At 54.3% G+C, this 20,050-nt stretch carries 24 protein-coding genes and 1 other annotated feature; of the genes, 9 read left to right on the plus strand and 15 right to left on the minus strand.

Annotated elements, in window-relative coordinates; translation table 11 throughout:
- Nucleotides 1-38: 38 nt before the first annotated feature.
- On the plus strand, nucleotides 39-1,976 hold the full coding sequence (shc, locus tag AAFJ72_RS13895; RefSeq protein WP_432777195.1) for a squalene--hopene cyclase: 1,938 nt from the start codon (nucleotides 39-41) through the stop codon (nucleotides 1,974-1,976).
- A 9-nt stretch (nucleotides 1,977-1,985) separates the two neighbouring features.
- Here the strand turns inward: shc and AAFJ72_RS13900 are convergent, their stop codons facing one another.
- Nucleotides 1,986-2,183: a hypothetical protein gene (locus AAFJ72_RS13900; RefSeq protein WP_432774386.1), complete on the minus strand. Its 198-nt coding sequence runs from the start codon at nucleotides 2,181-2,183 to the stop codon at nucleotides 1,986-1,988.
- 134 nt (nucleotides 2,184-2,317) lie between these two features.
- Here AAFJ72_RS13900 and AAFJ72_RS13905 point away from each other — a divergent pair, with 134 nt between their 5' ends.
- Genes AAFJ72_RS13905 through AAFJ72_RS13930 form a run of 6 tightly spaced genes read left to right on the plus strand, consistent with a single transcriptional unit; the run spans nucleotide 2,318 to nucleotide 4,257 of the window.
- A complete protein-coding gene (locus AAFJ72_RS13905; protein ID WP_122906140.1) occupies nucleotides 2,318-2,578 on the plus strand; it encodes a spore germination protein in 261 nt (86 codons plus the stop codon).
- Nucleotides 2,575-2,799 (plus strand): spore germination protein GerPB, encoded by a 225-nt coding sequence (locus AAFJ72_RS13910; RefSeq protein ID WP_432774387.1) that lies wholly within the window; start codon nucleotides 2,575-2,577, stop codon nucleotides 2,797-2,799. Before AAFJ72_RS13905 ends, AAFJ72_RS13910 begins: the two co-directional genes overlap by 4 nt.
- A 34-nt stretch (nucleotides 2,800-2,833) precedes the next feature.
- The gene (locus AAFJ72_RS13915; RefSeq protein WP_432774388.1) at nucleotides 2,834-3,445 is read left to right on the plus strand and encodes a spore germination protein GerPC; all 612 of its coding nucleotides are present in this window, start codon (nucleotides 2,834-2,836) and stop codon (nucleotides 3,443-3,445) included.
- 1 nt (nucleotide 3,446) lies between these two features.
- Nucleotides 3,447-3,632, plus strand: a complete 186-nt coding sequence (locus AAFJ72_RS13920; protein WP_432774389.1) for a spore gernimation protein — start codon at nucleotides 3,447-3,449, stop codon at nucleotides 3,630-3,632.
- 14 nt (nucleotides 3,633-3,646) lie between these two features.
- Nucleotides 3,647-4,039 carry a spore germination protein GerPE gene (locus AAFJ72_RS13925; RefSeq protein WP_432774390.1) on the plus strand — a complete coding sequence of 131 codons (393 nt, stop codon included), beginning with the start codon at nucleotides 3,647-3,649 and terminating at the stop codon, nucleotides 4,037-4,039.
- 2 nt (nucleotides 4,040-4,041) lie between these two features.
- On the plus strand, nucleotides 4,042-4,257 hold the full coding sequence (locus AAFJ72_RS13930; RefSeq protein ID WP_432774391.1) for a spore germination protein: 216 nt from the start codon (nucleotides 4,042-4,044) through the stop codon (nucleotides 4,255-4,257).
- 121 nt (nucleotides 4,258-4,378) lie between these two features.
- On the opposite strand, the gene AAFJ72_RS13935 is transcribed toward AAFJ72_RS13930, so the two are convergent.
- The gene (locus AAFJ72_RS13935) at nucleotides 4,379-4,975 is read right to left on the minus strand and encodes an Hsp20/alpha crystallin family protein (RefSeq protein WP_432774392.1); all 597 of its coding nucleotides are present in this window, start codon (nucleotides 4,973-4,975) and stop codon (nucleotides 4,379-4,381) included.
- Between the two features lie 87 nt (nucleotides 4,976-5,062).
- Complete coding sequence (locus AAFJ72_RS13940) at nucleotides 5,063-6,418, minus strand: LCP family protein (RefSeq protein ID WP_432774393.1); 1,356 nt, start codon at nucleotides 6,416-6,418, stop codon at nucleotides 5,063-5,065.
- 226 nt (nucleotides 6,419-6,644) lie between these two features.
- Here AAFJ72_RS13940 and AAFJ72_RS13945 point away from each other — a divergent pair, with 226 nt between their 5' ends.
- Nucleotides 6,645-7,568, plus strand: coding sequence for an NAD(P)/FAD-dependent oxidoreductase (locus AAFJ72_RS13945; protein WP_432774394.1), 924 nt, complete (start codon nucleotides 6,645-6,647; stop codon nucleotides 7,566-7,568).
- Between the two features lie 23 nt (nucleotides 7,569-7,591).
- Complete coding sequence (locus tag AAFJ72_RS13950; protein ID WP_432774395.1) at nucleotides 7,592-8,080, plus strand: NUDIX domain-containing protein; 489 nt, start codon at nucleotides 7,592-7,594, stop codon at nucleotides 8,078-8,080.
- A gap of 92 nt (nucleotides 8,081-8,172) precedes the next feature.
- Here AAFJ72_RS13950 and AAFJ72_RS13955 read toward each other — a convergent pair whose 3' ends face one another.
- The 12 genes from AAFJ72_RS13955 to AAFJ72_RS14010 form a co-directional block, all read right to left on the minus strand.
- Complete coding sequence (locus tag AAFJ72_RS13955) at nucleotides 8,173-9,561, minus strand: MFS transporter (RefSeq protein ID WP_432774396.1); 1,389 nt, start codon at nucleotides 9,559-9,561, stop codon at nucleotides 8,173-8,175.
- A 15-nt stretch (nucleotides 9,562-9,576) separates the two neighbouring features.
- Nucleotides 9,577-10,695 carry a mandelate racemase/muconate lactonizing enzyme family protein gene (locus AAFJ72_RS13960; protein WP_432777196.1) on the minus strand — a complete coding sequence of 373 codons (1,119 nt, stop codon included), beginning with the start codon at nucleotides 10,693-10,695 and terminating at the stop codon, nucleotides 9,577-9,579.
- A gap of 7 nt (nucleotides 10,696-10,702) precedes the next feature.
- The gene (locus tag AAFJ72_RS13965) at nucleotides 10,703-11,464 is read right to left on the minus strand and encodes a TraR/DksA C4-type zinc finger protein (protein ID WP_432774397.1); all 762 of its coding nucleotides are present in this window, start codon (nucleotides 11,462-11,464) and stop codon (nucleotides 10,703-10,705) included.
- A 91-nt stretch (nucleotides 11,465-11,555) separates the two neighbouring features.
- The gene (locus AAFJ72_RS13970; protein ID WP_432774398.1) at nucleotides 11,556-12,632 is read right to left on the minus strand and encodes a YncE family protein; all 1,077 of its coding nucleotides are present in this window, start codon (nucleotides 12,630-12,632) and stop codon (nucleotides 11,556-11,558) included.
- 186 nt (nucleotides 12,633-12,818) lie between these two features.
- The gene (ileS, locus tag AAFJ72_RS13975; RefSeq protein ID WP_432774399.1) at nucleotides 12,819-15,605 is read right to left on the minus strand and encodes an isoleucine--tRNA ligase; all 2,787 of its coding nucleotides are present in this window, start codon (nucleotides 15,603-15,605) and stop codon (nucleotides 12,819-12,821) included.
- A 49-nt stretch (nucleotides 15,606-15,654) separates the two neighbouring features.
- Nucleotides 15,655-15,918: a binding site (T-box leader), on the minus strand.
- A 71-nt stretch (nucleotides 15,919-15,989) separates the two neighbouring features.
- Nucleotides 15,990-16,475, minus strand: a complete 486-nt coding sequence (locus AAFJ72_RS13980) for a DivIVA domain-containing protein (RefSeq protein ID WP_122906125.1) — start codon at nucleotides 16,473-16,475, stop codon at nucleotides 15,990-15,992.
- 99 nt (nucleotides 16,476-16,574) lie between these two features.
- Nucleotides 16,575-17,348, minus strand: coding sequence for an RNA-binding protein (locus tag AAFJ72_RS13985; protein WP_432774400.1), 774 nt, complete (start codon nucleotides 17,346-17,348; stop codon nucleotides 16,575-16,577).
- A 10-nt stretch (nucleotides 17,349-17,358) separates the two neighbouring features.
- Nucleotides 17,359-17,622 carry a YggT family protein gene (locus AAFJ72_RS13990; protein ID WP_432774401.1) on the minus strand — a complete coding sequence of 88 codons (264 nt, stop codon included), beginning with the start codon at nucleotides 17,620-17,622 and terminating at the stop codon, nucleotides 17,359-17,361.
- Between the two features lie 29 nt (nucleotides 17,623-17,651).
- A complete protein-coding gene (locus AAFJ72_RS13995) occupies nucleotides 17,652-18,077 on the minus strand; it encodes a cell division protein SepF (RefSeq protein ID WP_122906122.1) in 426 nt (141 codons plus the stop codon).
- A gap of 49 nt (nucleotides 18,078-18,126) precedes the next feature.
- Nucleotides 18,127-18,828 carry a YggS family pyridoxal phosphate-dependent enzyme gene (locus AAFJ72_RS14000; protein WP_432774402.1) on the minus strand — a complete coding sequence of 234 codons (702 nt, stop codon included), beginning with the start codon at nucleotides 18,826-18,828 and terminating at the stop codon, nucleotides 18,127-18,129.
- Nucleotides 18,829-18,850: 22 nt separating this feature from the next.
- Nucleotides 18,851-19,675: a peptidoglycan editing factor PgeF gene (pgeF, locus tag AAFJ72_RS14005; RefSeq protein WP_432774403.1), complete on the minus strand. Its 825-nt coding sequence runs from the start codon at nucleotides 19,673-19,675 to the stop codon at nucleotides 18,851-18,853.
- An 82-nt stretch (nucleotides 19,676-19,757) separates the two neighbouring features.
- Nucleotides 19,758-20,036 carry a YlmC/YmxH family sporulation protein gene (locus tag AAFJ72_RS14010; RefSeq protein ID WP_122906119.1) on the minus strand — a complete coding sequence of 93 codons (279 nt, stop codon included), beginning with the start codon at nucleotides 20,034-20,036 and terminating at the stop codon, nucleotides 19,758-19,760.
- Between the last annotated feature and the right edge of the window lie 14 nt (nucleotides 20,037-20,050).

A 20,050-nucleotide genomic window follows, 5' to 3' on the forward strand; every position in this document is an offset into this window, starting at 1 on the left:
ACGCATTTTTGTACAGACAAGACTGCACCAACCGCTTGATGCAGCCAAGTTTTCCCAGATGGAGGTGGTATTTGTTGCGCGAAGTACGCGAAGAAATCAGCCGGATTCAGTCGGTTGTCCTGCGCAGCCAACAGTCGGACGGCTCCTGGCGCTTCTGTCTGGAAAGCTCTCCGACGACAGACACCCACATGATTATCCTATTGCGGACGCTCGGGATTGATGATGAGCAGCTCATGGACGGACTGACTGCGCGGATCACCGCCCTTCAGCATGAAAATGGCGCATGGAAGCTGTACCCGGACGAGGCCGAGGGCAATCTTTCGACGACTGTGGACTGCTATTATGCGCTGCTGCTCTCGCGACGCTACGAAAAAAACGAGCCGCGAATGGCCCGCGCTCGCGCGTTTATTCGCAGCAAGGGCGGCTTGGGCGAGGCCAACCTGCTGACGAAGTTCGCTACCGCGCTGGCAGGGCAGTACAAGTGGCCCGCTCATTTTCTCGTGCCAGTAGAAATCGCGCTCTTGCCTCCCCGTTCTCCGATCAGCTTTTATGATTTTGTCGGGTACGCCCGCGTGCATCTCGCTCCGATGATGATTGTCGCCGACCGCAAATACGTCAAAGCGACGGCGGATACTCCCGATCTGTCCGATTTGCATGTGAATCCTTCCGTTGCTCCGGGGGTCTATCCCCATCGGATGCTGGAGCGCTTCATGCGGGACGGGCAAAACTTTTTGGCTGCCATCCACGAGCACGTTGTGCGCTTGCCGTTTTTGCCCGGACTGCTGCACGAGCTGTCCCTGCGCAGACTGGAGCAGTTTATGCTGGCGCGAGTGGAGGCAGACGGGACTTTGTACAACTACTCGACCTCGACTTTTTTCATGATCTTTGCTTTGCTTGCCCGCGGCTACTCTCCACGTGATCCGCTGATCGTCAAAGCCATGTCAGGCTTGCGCGAATCCCTCTACGAAACGGCACAAGGGCCGCATCTGCAACTGGCTACCTCTGCCGTCTGGGACACGGCGCTGTTGTCACATGCCTTGCAGCAAAGCGGCCTGCCCGCAAGTCACCCCGCCATCCAGCGGGCTAATCGCTACTTGCTCCAAAAACAGCAGCATACGTTCGGTGACTGGAAAATTCGCAATCCGGCGGGAACTCCCGGCGGCTGGGGCTTTTCCCACTACAATACGATGAATCCGGACATCGACGACACGACAGCGGCCCTGCGCGCTCTGCGCAGCCAGTCCCGCCTGGACAAAACAGCGACGGCGGCCTGGAAGCGCGGGCTGGATTGGCTGTTGTCCATGCAAAACGACGACGGCGGCTGGCCTGCCTTTGAAAAAAATACGGACTCCCTGCTCATTTCCAGCCTGCCCATTGAAGGCGCAGACACCGTCAGCACCGATCCGTCTTCTGTCGATTTGACCGGAAGAACATTGGAGTTTCTCGGCCGCTACGCCGGGTACAAAGAAAGCGACGCGCCTGTGCAAAAGGCGATTCGCTGGCTGCTCGCCCATCAGGAAAAAGACGGCTCCTGGTACGGCAGGTGGGGCATCGCCTATTTGTACGGGACGTGGGCGGCGCTCACCGGAATGATGGCTGTCGGTGTCTCACCCGATCACCCGGCGGTCCAAAAAGCAGTCGACTGGCTTACGCGACAGCAAAATGCCGACGGCGGCTGGGGCGAATCGTGCCACAGCGACGAGAAAAAAACGTACGTCCCGCTCGGTGCCAGTACGCCATCGCAAACAGCCTGGGCGCTCGATGCCCTGATCGCCGTACATTCCCGGCCGACCCCGGCTATTGAACGCGGTGTCGCTTATTTGTCCAGACAAAGCCTGGCGACAGACTGGACCACCTCCTATCCGACAGGCGGCGGCCGTCCCGGAGGCACTTATTTTGCCTATCATAGCTATCGCTGGATTTGGCCGCTCATCGCCCTTAGCCACTACCAGCGCAAATACGTGTCCGCAAGCTAGACGGGGCGATCAATTGCCTCGTCTCCTTGGCGTGGTCGGGCGAATCGGAACCTCCTTGCTGAAAATGAGCGAATCGTCTGCCGTGTCATAAACCGACGAACAACGGATGACCTCCGCGTCGCCGATCAGCACGAGCGATGACTGCTGCACGCCCCCCATCTTGATTTCTCCCACCGCGATTTTTTTGTTGTTGACCTTCATGTTCATCGCACTTTCCCTCCCTGTCGCTGATGTATCGTATGCCCACGCCGCCCGGTGCGCTCCGGATCAAGCGCGAAAAACAGGTATGAACACCCAGTGCCGTCACACATACAATACAAAAAGGACTCTTCCGAGGGGATGTGTCGAAGCTGCCTGCCATTGTTGGAGTTATCAACGTAAACAGCATAAGCGGCGTCTTCAATGTCGGAGACGTCCGCAAAATTTCGCCTGTCAGCTACTCCAAAACATTTGCTGGCGGCGGATCGTTCAACTCAGGCACGAATCTCTCGTTCAAGATTCCCCGCAGCGTTGTCTATATCAATGAGACAGCGAGCAACGAGCTGCCGATCTTTGTAGAGGAAACAAGCGATCCGGCGGCAAAGGGACGGGATTTTTCATGAATTTTTTCGTTCATCAAAACATCGTGATCCACCATTTGCGAATTGACGGCATCACCAACTCGTCCGTCTGCCAAATTGGCAGTGCCGGTGTGATTAAACCGTTATCGCAGATGTACAACACAGGCGGATTCACCGAGCCGGCCCCCCCCACCGACCCGCTGCCCGAGACTTCGTCAGAGGAATTCATTCCGCTTGTGCCTTTGGTAGCGCCTTCGCGCTAGTCGGCTTTATGTTTGATGAAGAAGGATGGTCGTCATGTACATGGGTCCCGAAATGATGCAGTATTTGCAACAGTTGCATGACTATATACAGACGCAAAACAAAAAAATGGAAAAAATGAAGCAAATGATCGAAGAACTGCAGCAGGATGTCAAAGACTTAAAGGAAAAGCAGGTTCCTTCCGTCATCAAAAACGAATACAAATTTGACCTGCTGAAAGTCGAACGGTTGGAAGGAACGCTAAACATCGGTCTCAATCCGAAGAGCAACGATTCCGGAATCGGCGAATTTTCCATTAACCAGAGCATGGATGTGCCGAACGGACAAAAGAACACGCCTTTGTTTGAGCGCGTGCAAAAAGAAATTTACCGTTACCTGAAAGCAGATGCCTACCAAGTGTTGCAAAGAATCGAGGAAGAATGCGGTTTTCCGCTCAATGACGACTACCGGGATTTCATTTTGGAGGATATTAAAAAGCAGATCGACCAACGCATCCGTCACTATGTCAATCAGCTGCAGACCGATGAATGGGAGCCTGAGCAGCTCGACGTCTGGGCGGAGAAAATCGTCCAGAAAGTCAAGCGCGATATTGAAAAAACGTGTGAAAGCTTTATCAAAAATCTCCCGCGCGAGGTGAACGAACCCTGACATGATCTACCAGGTGATAAACGGTGACATTTGCGTGCGCAGCCTTTCCATTGAAGATTTGTCGGCCTCGGCCTCTCTGTTCATCGGCGACACGAAAACGGTCACGCTGCTCTCCTTCTACGAAACGCCACCCGAGTCGTTGATTCTCGGCACGATTCCGGTTGCTGCGGCACTTACTACAGCTTGAGGGGGTTCCAACTGATGCAGCGAAGAACGAGCCATGTCAAGAAGCTGAACAGCCTCTCCATTGATACCTCTTCCGTCCTGCAGATTGGGGACTCGCAGGAAGTCAACGCCCAATCCAACATTTTGGCGGTGCAACGGGAAAAAGCGATTTTTTACCAGCACGAATTTGAATTTGCCGATTATGATATGTTCATAGCACCGTTAGCCGTTCCCGGTTCCACCGAGCCGATTTGCATCGATACGTTTCACGACTGTCCCCATATTCACGTCAAAAAGGTCAACGTACCGTTTGCTGCGGCATCCTCGGTTGTCCATATCGGCTCAACCGACTGCCTGACCTTGGAGACGCGGGTGAAAAATATCCGGCATCTGCTTCGCGACGAGCCCAAGCAGGAAAGGAGGAAGTAGCCGTGCCTGCCGTAGTGGGAGCTGTCAATATCAACAGCAACTCAGGGACTGTAAACTTCGGAGATACGTTGAACATCTCGCCCAAAAACGCATCCAAATCCTTTTCCGGTTCGGGCGGCGGCAATACGGGCAACGTCGTGAACACGATCAACGGTGCCAATGCAACGAATACGCTCGATCCGAACATCGTCGATCAGCCGCTGGTGGGCAATATATGAACGAACAGTGTTAATGGCCTGCATTAGCACTGTTTTTGTTTTGAGCGTGTGCCTGCTCCGCCCTCCCTGCGTCCTGCAAGCTGCGGGAAAAGGAAAAGAGGAGGTCCGCATCGTCCCTCCTCTACAGCTTCGCCTTGAATGTCGTTTTTCGTTCGCGGTAATCGGCATCGCGCTGCAAATAAATTTCCAGCAAGCCGTCCTGGTACTGGGCTTTCATCCCTTTGGCAATCACGGGTGCAGGCAGCTCGATCTTGCGGTGAAACGAACCGCAGCTTCTCTCCGCCTGCACGCATGAGCCTTTGTAGTCCGGCTTCTTGACCAGCCCTTTGATTTCGAGCACTTTTTGCTCGACAAGCGAAAGCTCCAGGCTGTCGCGGGCAAAACCCGGCAGCTCGCAGCATACGATCACAGAATGGTCCGACAAAAACACATCCGTCAGCGGATATTCCTCTGTTTCTTCGACCTGCACCACCCGCAGCGGCCTGTCCTGTGCCTTTTTCCGGTTCTTTTGGATCGTCGGCACGACCTTTGCGACAGAAGTGGTTGCCTGATGGGGAGCTTTCTTGCTGAGCGCCGCCATGTTTTCCCAAAAATCCGCATCCATGATCTGGCTCATCTGACGCAAGGCTCCCCACGGATGGTCTTTGTCCAGATTCAGCTTTGCCAGGCTTTGCGATGCCTTTTGCAGTTGTTTCATCGTCTCCTGCCAATTTTTCAAAAACACCGCCCCCTTCCCGAAAGCAGGCAACACTTTCACTCTCTGGCAGTATATGTGCCCGGCTTTGGAAAGGGTGCACAAAACTCGTTACGTTTGCCCACTGTCCGCACCATCTGGCGCAGGAGCCGGCGGCGCGAGAATATCTGGCGGCGGCATGTCGCTCGGATACGTCTCGCCGTCTTGTCCCGTGCCTTCATCCGGTACAGGTGCGGGTGCTGAATCTGTTGGCGTCTCTGACTTTGGCTTCGCGGCCGGAGTCGACGGCTTCTCGGTCTTTTGCTTGGCTGCTCCGGCCTGCGGAGAGGTCGACGGCTTCGCAGCCTGCGGTCTGGTCTCTTTTTTCATCTCGACTTTGGCGATCTCTGCTACCGCCGCGTCGCTGAGCTTGACGTTTGTTTCAGCTACGCCCAACTCCTTTTGCAAGGTGCTGCGGACCGCCTGCATGTTCTCCCTCGGCCACAAGGAATAAGGCGAGCTCCAGATCGCGCCATTCTCAAGCGTCACGATATGATCGGAAGAAATGGTGCCAAAGTCCATGGCCAGACCTTTGATCTGATCTTTAGACAGATCGGTTTTAATATGCTTGCCGACGGTATCCAACACCTCAGTCAAGCGGGTAATTCCGTCCATCGAAACCATTTTGTCCGCGACCGCGCGAATGACCTGCTGCTGGCGGCGGTTGCGGTCATAGTCGCTGGAATTGTAGGCTTGGCCGCGTCTGTCGATCCGGTGTCGGACGAAGCCGAGCGCTTGCTCACCATTCAACACTTGCGTGCCTTTTTTCAAGCTGCGGTAAACCCCTGGCTTGGGCAACTCGTACACCAGGTCGCGGTCCACGTCTACCTTGACGCCGCCGAGCTTGTCGATCACAGCGGTAAAGCCTTCAAAATCGAGCTGGACGTAGTGATCGACCGAGACACCGAGCATGTGCTCCAGCGTTTTTTTCAGCATGGTCATCCCGTTTTCGGTCACAGGCTGTCCTTTGCTCTCCGCCAATTTCTTCTGTCCTTCTCCAAGCGCAAAAACTTCGTTGACCTTGTGATAGCCTGGATAACCGGGTATCTGGACCCGCGTGTCACGGGGCAGCGACACCATCGTTACCTTTTTCGTGACTGGGTTTGCGACGGCGACGACCAGGACATCTGTGTTCAGCGTCCCGATGTTTTTTCGCGTGTCCAATCCGACAATGACAAAGGAAATGGGTTTCTGTTCCTCATACGGCTGCTCGACGACAGGCTGATCGGGAAGCTTGTACGGGTCCTGTGTCACTTCCCCCAAAGTTTTGTCCACCTGGTTCAAGGCATACCCTGCCCCGACGGCAAGCAAGCAGAGAAACAGGCACGCAGCCAGCAGCAAATACATCCGCCTGGATCGCTGTCCGCGTTTTTTTCGTTTCCGCGGCGTCTTCGCAGGAGCCACTTGTTTTTCGGTCTTGGCCTGCACGCAGGTTCACTCCTTTTCCCGTGGTGCCACTATTTCGTTCAATTTTTCTATTATTCTGGAAAACTATGTCCCATTTTACCACATTTTGCTGTCAAATTGTAGGTGACGGCCAAGACCACGCACCTGTTTTGTCGTTTTGGCGGCGAGTCCTTGCACTCTGGAAACGAAACAGGTAGTCTAAAACTATTGGGAAATCGGAAAATAGAAAAGATCGGGGGACTGGAGAGTGGAACACGTACAGGTGCTGATCGCAGGCGGCGGCATCGCGGGTTTGTCTGCCGCTATTTGGTGCCAACGATTGGGGTTGTCTTGCTTGCTGGTGGAAAAATCAGATCGGCTCGGAGGGCAATTGCACCAGATTCACAACGAAATCTGGGATTTTCCTCCGCGAATCTATCCTCGGGGAGCCTCGCTTCTCGAAGAGTTATGCCAGCATCCTGCTATCCAAAAACTGAACGTCCGGCTGGGAGAAGAGCTTTTAGCCATTGACCGGGATGCACACATCGTGACGACCTCCAGAACTGCCTATCGCGTTGACTATCTGCTCATCGCTACCGGTGTTACCCCCAATGAGATTCCCGCCCTCAACGGCTGCAAGCGCGTCCTGCCACCCGCTTTTTCCACGACGGCAGAAGCCGCTTCGGTAGCAGGGCTTGAACTGGCCGTCATCGGCGGGGGTGATCGCGCCCTGGAAAGCGCAGTCAATCTCACCACGCATGCGCGCCATGTCTATTTATTGATCCGCAGCAACCAGCTGCGCGGCCGTTCCGACTGGCTGCGCAAAATCGCGGCGCTGCCCAATTTGTCTGTCCTGTGGGAGACAGAAGTAAAGGGCTACCAGCATACGGGCGAGCGGCTGCTGTTGAAACTTGCCTCGCGACGCCCGGAAAATCCGACAGAGCTGTACGTCGACTGGATTTTGCCGCGCATCGGCGTTCACGGCAACTGCTCCGGGCTCGATGGCCTCCCCACGTTTGGCGAAGGGTATTTGAAAACGGATGCGTTTCAGCGAGCGGACGATTCCTGGATCTACGGCTCAGGTGACGCCACCAATGGGGCTGAATATGCCAGCCTGTCCCTGGCTGTCGGGCAGGCGATGAAAGCGGTCAAGCATATGTCCATGCAGTACCGCTCAGCGAACCCGTTCTGATCGTTAGAAAGGAGGGTTGTTTTTTGTACGCGTTTTCAGATGACTTCGGTTTGCCTGTGCAGCTAACCTTTGACCCCGATGAATATCGCCTTTATCCTGCTGACCACGTGCTCATCCTTCCCTTTTATGAAGGAAAGCTGTTGTTTACCCGCCATCGCAGCCGGGGTGTGGAGTTGCCCGGAGGCAAAATCGAGCCGGGCGAAAGCAGTCTGGCAGCGGCCGTCCGGGAAGTGTACGAAGAGACGGGAGCCGTACTGGAAGGCATCGAGCGAATCGGTCAGTACACGCTTGCCGACGATCAGCGAAAAGACATCTACATAGCCAAAGTGCTTGCGTACGCTGCGACTCCTTCCGGGACTGATGTGACGGAAACGGTGCTCTTCGACACCATTCCGCGCAATATCAAGGACGACGGACGGTTCAGCCGCATTTTGCGCGACGACGTCTACCCTCTGACGCTGGAAAGAGCGCTGCTTCACCCTTTTGCCGCCCCACCGGCTCGCTCGCTTTAGTCGCTAAGTTTTCCGACACAAACAAACAGGCACGTCCCTGCAGCTCCGATCCCCATTCCGATGAGCGGAGCTGCAACAGGGGTGCCTGTTTTTCAGCTTTTTTCCTTTTCTTTTTTCCCGGACAGGATGCGCGCAACCAGGTCGTTCACATCGAAGCCATACTTCTCGATTGCCTGTGCCTGCCGCTTTTCCTGTTCCGTCTCCGGCTCGATCCCGAGCACCTCTGATATTTGCCGCCACGCCTCCGCTTCGCGCTCCTTGGCAGCATCCTGACCCTGGCTCTGCCCGCTCTGTTCGGCCTGCTTCGGCTTTAAAAAGAAAATCGCCAAAATCCCGAAGACGAGCGACAAGCCCGCAATCGTGAAAAACATGACCGTTCGGGAAATGCCGAGCAGCCAGGTGAAAATCGGCGGCCCGACAGCCACCCCGATAAACCGGACGCCGCTGTACAGAGACGTAATCATTCCCCGCTCCGCTTTTTGCACCGCTCCTACAATCATCGAGTTCAGGCAAGGCAAAATCATGCCCGTGCCGATGCTTCCGATGATGAGGATGCCAATCAGCGCGTAGGCCCCTTTTACAAAGCTGGCGAGAATGTACGACGCCGCGAGCAAAAACATCCCGACAATCACAAACAGGCGCATCAGACTCAGCTTCTTTTTGATAATCAGCCCTGCCACATAGGCAGCAATGCTCATCACGAGCAGCGGGATCGCCAAAAATCCGCCTTTGATGACGCCGTCGATCTTGTATTTTTCCTCCAGCAGGTCAGACAGGTAGAACAGCACGCCAAACAGCGTAAACAGGCAGATACTGCCGATAAAAAACGCGGGCACGAGCCATTTGCCGTGCTGCTTGAACACCTGTGCGATTCTGTGCAAATACTGCTTGACCGGAAGCGGCTGCCGCTCCTGCTTCTTTTCCTTGGTACAAAACAAAAACAGCACAAGGACGACGCCGCAAATGATCGGAAAGGCAAGAAAGACCATGTACCAGGAAATGAGCGCGAGCAGCGCCCCGAAAATCGGGCTGAGCACCTTGCCCATCCCGTTCGACGTCTCCATCAGACCGAGCGCTTTGCTCTCGGACGCGCCCTCAAACAGATCGCCGACCAGCGCCATGGCAATCGGAGCTGTCCCGGCTGCGCCGATTCCCTGCAGGACACGCCCGCCCATGATGAGCATGTATGGCTGATCGAGCCAGAGGGCCGCAAGTCCGGCCAGCAGCCCGCCTGCTCCGTACAGGGCAAGCGAGATCAAAATGACGATTTTACGGCCAAAACGGTCGGACAAGTAGCCAGCCAGCGGAATGACGATTCCCGCGGCAATGGAAAAAGACGTAATCAAGAGACTCGTCTGGAGCGAAGTCAGCTCCATCTTGTTTTTCATCGTGGGCAGGACGGGGATGAGCATCGAGTTGCCAAGCACCATGACTAACGGAATCCCTGTCAGCCCAATCAGGTTTTTCGCATTTTGCGCCATACGATACCCCTCGTCTCACGCATATGCGCTGCCATCCCAGCGCGTGGCGTTCATAATCTCCCAGTTCGGCTCCATCCCGATTCCCACTCCGCTCGGGATGGTTACTTCACCGTTGACCGGGTATAGCGGAAAGAGGTGTGTGAACGGATTTTCCATGACATCCCACTCAATCGGCTCGACCTGTTCGCTGTCCATTTTGCTCCAGGCAGGCAAGCACGCATGCGCAAACAACGCGTACAGGCGGGTCAGGCTGCCATCAAACGAATGCGGCGACACGCGATAGCCGAATTCCCGCGCCATTTGCAGATGGGTCCGATAGCACTCGATCCCTTCTGTGTGCAGCAAATCCGGCTGGGCAATATCGAGCGCTCCCGCTTTGTATAGCGGCAAAAACTGCGCACAGCGGACGAGATTTTCCCCGCCTGCAAGCGGAATGGGCAAAGCGGCACGCAGCTTGGCGTATTCTTCCGTGCGCTCCATGGGCATCGGCTCTTCCAGCCACAGCCAGTTTGGATAGCGCTCGATGATGCGCGTCCACTGTCTGGTGGTCGCCAGATCGTAGCTCTGGTTGGCATCCAGTGCCACCTGCACCTCCGGCGAGAGCATGTCCATCAACTGAACGATGTGCACCTGATCTTCGCGAACGGAGCGGCCGCCGATTTTTACCTTGAACCGGGTAAAGCCAACTGCGAGAGCGGCTGCCACCTGGTTGAGCGAGTGCGTCACCCAATCCTCGCGTTCCGAATACGATTGAAAGGACGCGTACACAGGAATGGTCCGGTGGAGCGCCCCGCCCCATAGCTCGCAGACAGACATTCCCGCTGCCTTGGCGACAATCTCTGTCAGCGCCATGCTGACTCCTGCTGCCGATCGCTGGTGCCATTTGCGGAGGACCGCTGCGATCTGTGTCCGGCTGGCCGCATGCTTGCCGAGCAAAAAAGGGACGATTCGCTCGCGAAACCCGCGGTCCAAGGTGGGCAGCCAATCGACAATTTCGCCCCAGCCATCAATCCCGGCTTTCGTAATGATGCGGATGAGGTACGTACTGCGGTAGCGCTTGTAGCCGTTCGCATCGCCGTAGGCTTCTTTCAAGCGGTGCAGCAGCGGATAAGTCTCGACGCGTTCAATCAGCAGACTGCGGTCATTCCACGCCATCTCGTCCCTCACGCGGGTCGATTTGCGACGCATACTCGTCGTAGGAGAGAAAGTTGCCTTTTCCTTCGCCATTGTCCATGTAGTCTTCGTATGTTTCACTGCGCATGAAATGAACGCTGTCTGCACCGTGGTACCCGTCAATATCGGTGTAGCCGATTTCTTCGACGGCTTCGACGTACCCTTCCGGCTCATCGCTTTCGATGTACATTTCGCCATAGTCGGCTTTATCGTTGTCCTGGAAGGAAAAAGGCGTGCTGGATGTGCCCCACGACTCGACGATTTGCCATGCGTCTTCCCCGTCAAAGCCGTTTTGCCCTTCCTTTTCGTCCAGCGACGTGCGGCCAAACGGCGGCTGCAAAAATTGTTCCTCAATCGGACGGGATTCGTTCACATTTGGCGCAGGAGCGTGCTCCTTGCACGTTTGCGCCTGGGGCAAAGCTTCGAGTCGCTCGACAGGTATCGGCTGGCCACAGACGGTACACAGCCCGTATGTGCCTTCTTCCATGCGGGCCAGCGCCTGTTCGATTTCTTTTAAAGTCTCGCGGTCGAGGCTGTCGAGGGCAAGGTCCTTTTCCCGTTCAAACATCTCGCTGCCGATGTCGGCCGGATGGTTATCGTACATGGAGAGTTCCTGCAAAGAGGTCGTCATCGGCTCGCGCATGCCGTAATGATCCTGGACGCGCTCTTCGAGTTCTTTTTTCTCAGCAAGCAGCTTTTCCCTGAAGCTGGCCAGCATGTTTGGGTTCACGTCAGCCACCACCTTTGGTTTTGTTTCCTCAACTGGTAGTATGGCTTTGCAGGCGGGAAATAACCGAACCCGCGCACAAAAAACAGCCCTGTCAGCGAAGGGCTGTTTCATGATCTGGAATCACCAACACTTTTGACGGCCGCTCACCGACCGTAACATGCTGTATTTGCTTTCGCTTCTGCGTATCAATCACACTCACCGTTCCCGGCACATAATTCGCAACAACAAGATGGGAGCCATCCAAGGCAATAAAAGACGGGGTTTCCGAGCGAATTTTGTCTACCTGCTTCATTGTTTTCAGGTCGAAGACGGTAATCATCTCCCCGGTCATATCCAAATCCGTGTAATGATTGATAAAAGCCAGGTCGCCCTTGCGCACAATCTGCTGGGGGAACGACTCGTCCAGATCGATTTCCTGCAAAGAGGAACCTGTCTTTGGGTCCAGCACTTTCATTTTACTTGTATAGGCTTCTGGCTGCTTTACCCATCTCGGCTTTGGCCCTTTGGCGAATCCCGCGTAGACCGCGATATTTTTTTTCTGATACCAAATGACATCGTTAGGCGGAAGCTCTTGCGGCGTTTCTATCGTTTCCAGGATGGCGTATTTTCCGGCTGTCCGCTTCCCCACGCGAATTTTTTTGGCATACGGACCATAATTGTGCGATCCTCCCGTATTGACATAAAGCGTGATTCCATTCTCTACGGGGATGAAGGAACGGACAGCTCCCGGAACCGTAAACGTGTCGATGAGCGAAAAAGAATCCAAATCGACGAGCATAAACGGAAAGCCGGCTTTTGAGACCGAAGATGTAGCGATATAGGCAACCCGATCATGAATAAATATTTTGTGGGGAATGTAGGGCAAGGCTAGCGTTTGATATGAGAGATCATGGACGTTCACAGCATACAAGTTTTTCAATGGCTGCTCAATTCCGGGATCAATAGCGTACAACGTCTGCCCATCCACCTGCCCATCGATGAGAAAGTGACCGATTTTCTTTTCTTCCACTACCTTGTAGTCTTTATTCAAGATAACAATGTTTGCTTTACCCGTCTGTTTAATAACAGCTAAATGCGGTGTTTCCTTTTTCAAAGGTAATTCATTCACCGTCTGACAAGCCGTTGACAAAAGAAGGATTACCAACAGAAACACCAAGTATTTTTTCATCCGGATACCCCTCCAATCATACGTAAAAACGGACATAGTCTACTGCCCGCAGCAAAAACTTTTCCGGTCCCCAGCGCCGACAATCGTCCCACGATCAAGGAGACGTGCCATCCATTAAATTCCACTTTTTACACAAAAAACCTGCCATTCATCAGGAATGACAGGTTTTGATAACAACGTCTGAAATTACGATTCAGCTACATGCGCATAATGCTGCTCCACGATGTCTGCGCAGCGTACGCAAATCGTTGGATGCGCTTCGCGAGCGCCTACGTCCTGCTTTACGACACGGCAGCGTTCGCACTTTTGGCCGTCAGCCGCAGAAACGACGACTGCGATGCCTTCGAGCTGTGCTGCTTCAGCCGGAGCTGCTTCGCCGTGAGCGTGCAGATCGACGTGGGCGACGATGAACAAATCAGCGAGATCGTTCATGGCTGCCAACACTTTTGCTACTTCCTCTGTTTGCGGATAGAGTGCCAGCTTCGCGTCTACAGAGTTGCCGAACACTTTGTTGCGGCGTGCCTCTTCCATCGCTTTGAGCACTTCGTCGCGGACAGCGAGGAACGCGTCCCATTTGCTTTCCGCTTCCGCAGCGAAGCTTAAATGCTGCTCGTCGCCTTCTGGCATGTCGGTCAGCTGCACGCTTGGCTCGGCAACGCCCGGGATGAAGGACCATACTTCGTCGGCGGTATGCGGCAGAAGCGGCGCTACCAGCTTCACCAGGCTGAGCAGGCAATCGTACATGACGGTTTGGGCAGCGCGGCGTTTTGGGTTGTCAGGCGCTTCGACATACAGACGGTCTTTGCAGATGTCCAGATAGAAAGCAGACAGGTCGATTACGCAGAAGTTATGCACCGCATGGAAAACGGTATGGAACTGGTATTCATCATACGCCTTGCGGGAACGCTGCACGACCTTCGCTGCTTTTGCCAGCACATAACGATCCAGCTCGCCCAGTTGCTCATACGCTACGCGGTCTTTCGCCGGATCGAATCCATCGAGGTTGCCCAGCAGGAAGCGGAACGTGTTGCGGATTTTGCGGTACACTTCGGCGATCTGGTTCAGAATCGCATCGGAAATGCGCACGTCTGCCTGATAGTCAACCGATGCTACCCACAGGCGCAAGATGTCGGCACCCAGCTTGTCGATCACTTGCTGCGGTACAACCACGTTGCCGAGCGACTTGGACATTTTGCGGCCTTCTCCGTCGAGAGCAAAGCCGTGGCTCAGTACCGCCTTGTACGGCGCTGTGCCGTAGACGGCAACACCTGTGGACAGGGAAGAGTTGAACCAGCCGCGATACTGGTCGGAACCTTCCAGGTACATGTCAGCTGGCCATGGAAGACCGCGCTCGCACAGAACAGCCTGATGCGAAGATCCGGAGTCAAACCATACGTCCATGATGTCTGTTTCTTTGCGGAATTCTGTGCAGCCGCACTTGCTGCAAGCAAGCCCTTCCGGAATCAGCTCGTTTGCTTCACGGGCAAACCAGGCAGCGGAGCCTTCTTGGCGGAACAGCTCGGCAATGTGGTTGATCGTCGTGTCGTTGATGATCGGCTCATTGCACGACTTGCAATAGAAAATCGGAATCGGCACGCCCCAGACGCGCTGACGGGAAATGCACCAGTCGCCGCGGTCTGCGATCATGTTCGCCAGACGGGTTTCGCCCCAATGCGGAATCCACTTCACGTTCTTGATCGCTTCGAGCATTTGCTCGCGGAAGCCGTCGATGGAAGCAAACCATTGCTCTGTCGCACGGTAGATGACCGGCTTTTTCGTCCGCCAGTCGTGCGGGTAGGAGTGCGTGAAGAAGCTCAGCTTCAGAAGCGCTCCGTTTTCATTCAGCTTCTCGGTGACAACCTTGTTGGCATCCTCGTAGAAAAGACCTTCAAAACCAGGCGCTTCACTGGTCATTTTTCCTTCGTGGTCAACCGGGCAAAGCACGCCGAGATTGTATTTTTGTCCGATCACAAAGTCGTCTTCCCCGTGACCAGGAGCCGTATGCACGCAGCCTGTACCGGCATCCAGTGTGACGTGCTCGCCCAAAATCAGCGGCGATGTGCGGTCGTAGAATGGATGCTTGGTCACTACGCCCTCCAGCTCCTGACCTTTGAAGCTGGCGAGAATTTCCACACTTTCCCAGCCGATTTCCTTGCTCGCTGCTTCGATGAGGCCGTTTGCCACGAGGAATTTGCGGCCGTCTGCTTTGATGACGCTGTACTCCAGCTCAGGATGCAAAGAGATTGCCAGGTTCGCCGGGATCGTCCAAGGGGTGGTCGTCCAGATGACAACGCCTGTATCGGTATCGAGCTTGCCTTTGCCGTCTACGACCTGGAAGCTGACGTAGATGGAAGGAGAGCGCTTGTCCTTGTATTCGATTTCCGCATCAGCCAGTGCCGTCTCGGAAGACGGGGACCAGTAGACACAGCGGAGTCCTTTGTAAATGTAGCCTTTTTTCGCCATCTCGCCGAAAACGCGAACTTGGTGGGCTTCGTACTCAGGCAAAAGCGTGACATACGGATTTTCCCAGTCGCCGCGAACACCCAGACGCTTGAACTGATCGCGCTGCTTATCAATGTAGGACCAGGCGTACTCTTCGCAGCGCTTGCGGAAGTCATTCACCTCGATGCTGCGGCGATCCAGCCCTTGCGCATTGATAATCGCCTGCTCGATCGGCAAGCCGTGCGTATCCCAGCCTGGGATGTACGGTGCGTGGAAGCCTGCCATGGACTTGTAACGAACGATGAAGTCCTTGAGAATTTTGTTCAGCGCGTGCCCGATATGGATGTCTCCGTTGGCGTAAGGAGGGCCATCATGCAGCACGAATGGAGGACGTCCTTCGGTGCGGGCAAGCACTTGTTGATAAATGTTTTGCTCTTCCCATTTCTCCTGGATTTGCGGCTCGCGGGTCGGCAAGTTTCCGCGCATCGGGAAGTCGGTTTTGGGTAGCGATAACGTTTTGCTGTAGTCCATAGCCTTTTTTCACTCCTAAAAAATAAATAAAAGCCTTCTCTCATCCCCAAAAAGGGACGAGAAAAGGCTCCCGTGGTACCACCCTGATTGAACAAACCCGTCGTCAAGCGTGTCGCGGGATTTGTTCCACTCGTTCATTCGTAACGGGAATGACGCGCTCACTTACTTGCCTGCCACAACAACAGTGCAGCGAAGCTTTCGGATGTTGAACTCCCGGGTGATTTTCGGCGGAGGCAACTGGTCGGGTTTTCACCTGTTCCCGACTCTCTTTGACAGTGCGGTTCCACGTACTCTTCCCGTTCATCGTCTAGTCATCATATGGATTGATTTTTTCGACAAAGTTGTTTTCCATTATAGTACCATCATCGGCACAACGTCAATATTTTATTCAACAGCTACCGCAGAATCCGCCTGCTCGATGTCGTCCCATGCTCCGTGCTCCAGCATTTCCAGTTGGGCCTCCAAAAGTGTGCGGAAGCGCATGCGGTACACGGACGCGCGTTTTTTCAATTCTTCAATTTCAATCGCGATCTTGCGGGACTTCGCCAAGGCTTCGTTGACAATCCGGTCGGCGTTTTTCTCGGCTTCCTTCAGGATCAGTTGTGCTTCCTTGCGGGCATTGGACTTGACGTCCTCCGCCGTCTCCTGGGCTACCAGAATCGATTTGCTCAAGTTTTCTTCCAGGCTCTTATAGTGGTCCACACGCTCATTGAGGATGGCGATCCGTTCTTCCATTTCCTTTTTCTCTTTAATCAGAAGCTCAAAGTCTTTGATAACCTGATCGAGAAATTCGTTCACTTCGTCAATGTTGTAGCCGCGAAAGCCTGTGCTGAATTCTTTATTGTGTATATCCAATGGCGTTAATGGCACATGAACCCCCCACTTTTCCCGATAATTCGTACTTATGCTTTCGACAGATTCGGTATGGTTTCCTGCCTTTTCTTACATTTTTTTGCGTCCTGGTTCATTTTATGTAACCAGTCCGACAATCATGCGCAGTCTTCCGCTGCGCGTCGGGCCGGCTATCTGCAAAATTTTAAACCGCCCGTATCCGGCGAGCGACACCATATCGCCTTGCTGCAACTGCGTCGAAGGGTCTTCCGTGACCCTCCAGTTGACCTTGACTTTGCCCGCACGAATCGGCACCAGCGCCTTGGCCCGTGACATATTGTGCACTTCCCCGATTACCGCATCGATTCGCGGCGAAGGCACGGTAATCGTTTTTTCGGCAAAACGGGGAGCAGGCGGAGTAAACGACTCCCACGCCACGCGTTCAATCTGCACCGGGGTTCGGTGAATGTGCGTCACCTGCGTGCAGACAAAATCGGCAACTTCCTCGGCCACAATCGCATAGCATGTCCCGACGTCTGTCAGCATGTCGCCGAACTTTTCCCGCTTCAAGCCTGCGTGCAGGAGCGCTCCCATTACGTCGCGATGCTCCAGGGTGTGAAAGCGTTGGTCTGCCTTGATCGCCAAAAGGGCAAGCCGGAAGTCCTCCGGCTCCGCTTCCATGTACTCCGGATGAATGAGGACGCGCATCCGCTCGGCTCCTTCATAGCCGCCGCTCGCGGAAATTTTCACATCGCGCACTTGCGACGTAAGACTTTTCATAATGTGCCACTGCCGGGGGTCCACAAAATCAGTAAGGCGCATGGTCTGCTTACGCTCTGCCAGCGTCAGCATTTCCAGCGCCCGCTCCACAAAGGGACGTTCTTCTTTTGCAAAATGATCGAATACGCTCATAACACTCGTCCTACATCAGTTTTTCCAGAATGCTGACCAGACCGTACTCGGCAAAACGAAGGGCAATCAACGCGACGATAGGCGAAACATCAATGAAGCCGAGTGTGGGAATAAACCGGCGAAACGGAGCCAAATAAGGCTCTACCAGTCTCTCCAGCAGTTGTCCGATGCCCGTCGCCCGCATCTGCGGCACCCATGACATCAGAATGTAGGCGATAATCATGTATTGATATACCTCAAAGGCAAATCGAATTATGGTAAACAAGTATGCCATCGGCTCACCCTTTTTATCTTGTTAATCCGTTACTCTTCCATGACACTGGAGATCGTGCCTTGAATGTCTACGTGGTCAGGCGTGCACACAAAAATCGTATCGCCCACTTTTTGAATGTCGCCATTCAATGCGTAGACGGTCCCGCTCAAAAAGTCGATAATCCGCTTCGCCTGATCCTTTTCCACCCGATGCAGATTGACGACTACCGGTCTGCGATGGCGAAGGTTATCGGCGATGTCCTGTGCATCGCTGTAATGACGGGGTTCACAGAGAATCAAGCGGATTCCCTCCTTTTCCCGCGCCTGGAACGGCACCACGTTATTCGCCCGGCTGAAGGGCTGTTGCTTTTTATTGCCGGAATCGTATTCTTCCCGTTCCTCTTCTACCGTGGTTTCCTCGACGTATTCCTCGTTATCCAACCCCAGAAACCCCATCAATTTGTTCATCACACCCATACGCTGCTGCCTCCTCTCCTGCTCGTTGTCGCATCTGTCGTTTTTTGCCCTATTCGGGCTTGACCAAGACAGAACCCAAACGAATATATGTAGCTCCCTCTTCAATCGCCACTTCAAAATCACTCGACATGCCCATCGACAATTCTTCTATGTGAGCATGCGGGAACGCGCATTCATTGATCCGCGCCTTCCACTCGCAGAGGCCGCGAAATACCGGGCGCGCCTCCTCCTGATCTTCGACAACAGGCGCCATCGTCATTAATCCGACGATCTTTATATGTTTCATATTACTGGTTTCACGCAAAAAAGCCAATACATCGTTGGGACTAAGCCCAAATTTTGTCTCTTCTCCGGAAATATTGATCTGCAAAAAGCAGTTGACGACCTGGTCGAGCGCCACGGCCCGGCGATTCAGCTCCTGGGCGAGCGAGAGGCGGTCGAGCGAATGAACGTACGGGAAACGTCCGACGACCTCTTTTGCCTTATTGGTTTGCAGATGGCCGATGAAGTGCCAGGTGCCTCTATCCTTGTGCAGCTCGTATTTCGGCAAGGCGTCCTGCACCCGGTTTTCCCCGATATGCTCGATCCCGACATCCAGCAAATCACCGATTGCCTGCTCATCGACGTATTTGGTAACAGCGATGATTTTCACGTCCTCGCGGCGGCGGTTCGCTCTTGCGCAAGCCGCCTGGATGCGCTCCTCAATCGCCGCCAATCTTTGTTTCAACAATTCCTGCTCCTTGATACCCACAATGCGTGATCTCCCTTCTGCATTATTCCTTCCAGCCGATATACGAAGCCATGCGTCCTGTCATTTTGGCTGGTCCTGCTTCTTTTCGATGCGAGAAAAACAAGTCTGTCCGGCAACTTGTACACCAGTCAGTCACCAGCATATTTGCCCGGGAAATCCCTGCTTCCAGCAATATTTCCGTATTCAATCGCCGCAGATCGAGCATGTATTTCCCCTCCGTGGAAGCCAGGACAGCTGTCTCCCAGTTGCGTGCGCTCGTCCGCACCTGTGTCATGATCCGCTCATCCACCTCGTAGCAGCAGCCCCCGATCGACGGCCCGATGGCGACGCGGATGTCCCCCGGATTCGCCTGACAATGCGCTTTGAGCGACTTCACCATTTCTTCGGCAATACGCCCGACCGTCCCTTTCCAGCCGGCATGGGCAAGTCCAATCGCTCCTGAAGCCGGGTCGAGAAAATAAAGCGGCACGCAGTCCGCGTAAAACGACGTCAGCAAGATTCCCTTTTCCTGTGTAAACAGTCCGTCTGTGGCAGAAATGACGTCCGCGAGGCTCTCTTTGCCCGCACCACCCGCCATCACCTGACAGACGCGGTTGCCGTGAACCTGGTCGGCGCATGTCCACGCTGCAAAAGGCATCCCGACCTGCTCGGCCAGCTTTTTGCGGTTTGCGACCACATGCGCCGGATCGTCTCCCACGTGCAAGCCCATATTAAACGAGCCGTACGGTTCTTCACTTTCCCCGCCAAGGCGAACCGTAAACCCCGCCACGATGCCCGGAAAATCCGCTTCCCAGTCCGTCAGCCTCAAAATGGATTTGCCCTCTTCCAAAACAAACGGTTCTCTCATCCTGTCACCTTCCTCATATGGCTTATCATACCATAGCCGAAAAGAAAAGAAAGGCTAACCCCGCGCCTTTCTCCCTCTACGCTCAGTATTCATCTCCGCCAGAGGTTCTGGCTTCTACCTTGAGTGCTTCCTCCATTCGGACCAGCACCACATCTTTTCCGATCTTCACAATATTGCGCCACGGAATGACATAATCATTCCCGGAGGAAAAGAACCCAAGGAATTTGCCTGGCCCCGGCACGACTATCGCTTCCACGCGTCCGTGGCGCAGATCGATCTCCAAATCGGAAATCGTCCCCAGCCGCTTCCCATCCAGGATGTTCACCACTTCTTTGGTCTGGAAGTCAGAGATTTTTACCATTCTCCTCACCCACT

Source organism: Brevibacillus gelatini (genome assembly GCF_050920745.1).
Taxonomy (GTDB): Bacteria; Bacillota; Bacilli; order Brevibacillales; family Brevibacillaceae; genus Brevibacillus; species Brevibacillus gelatini.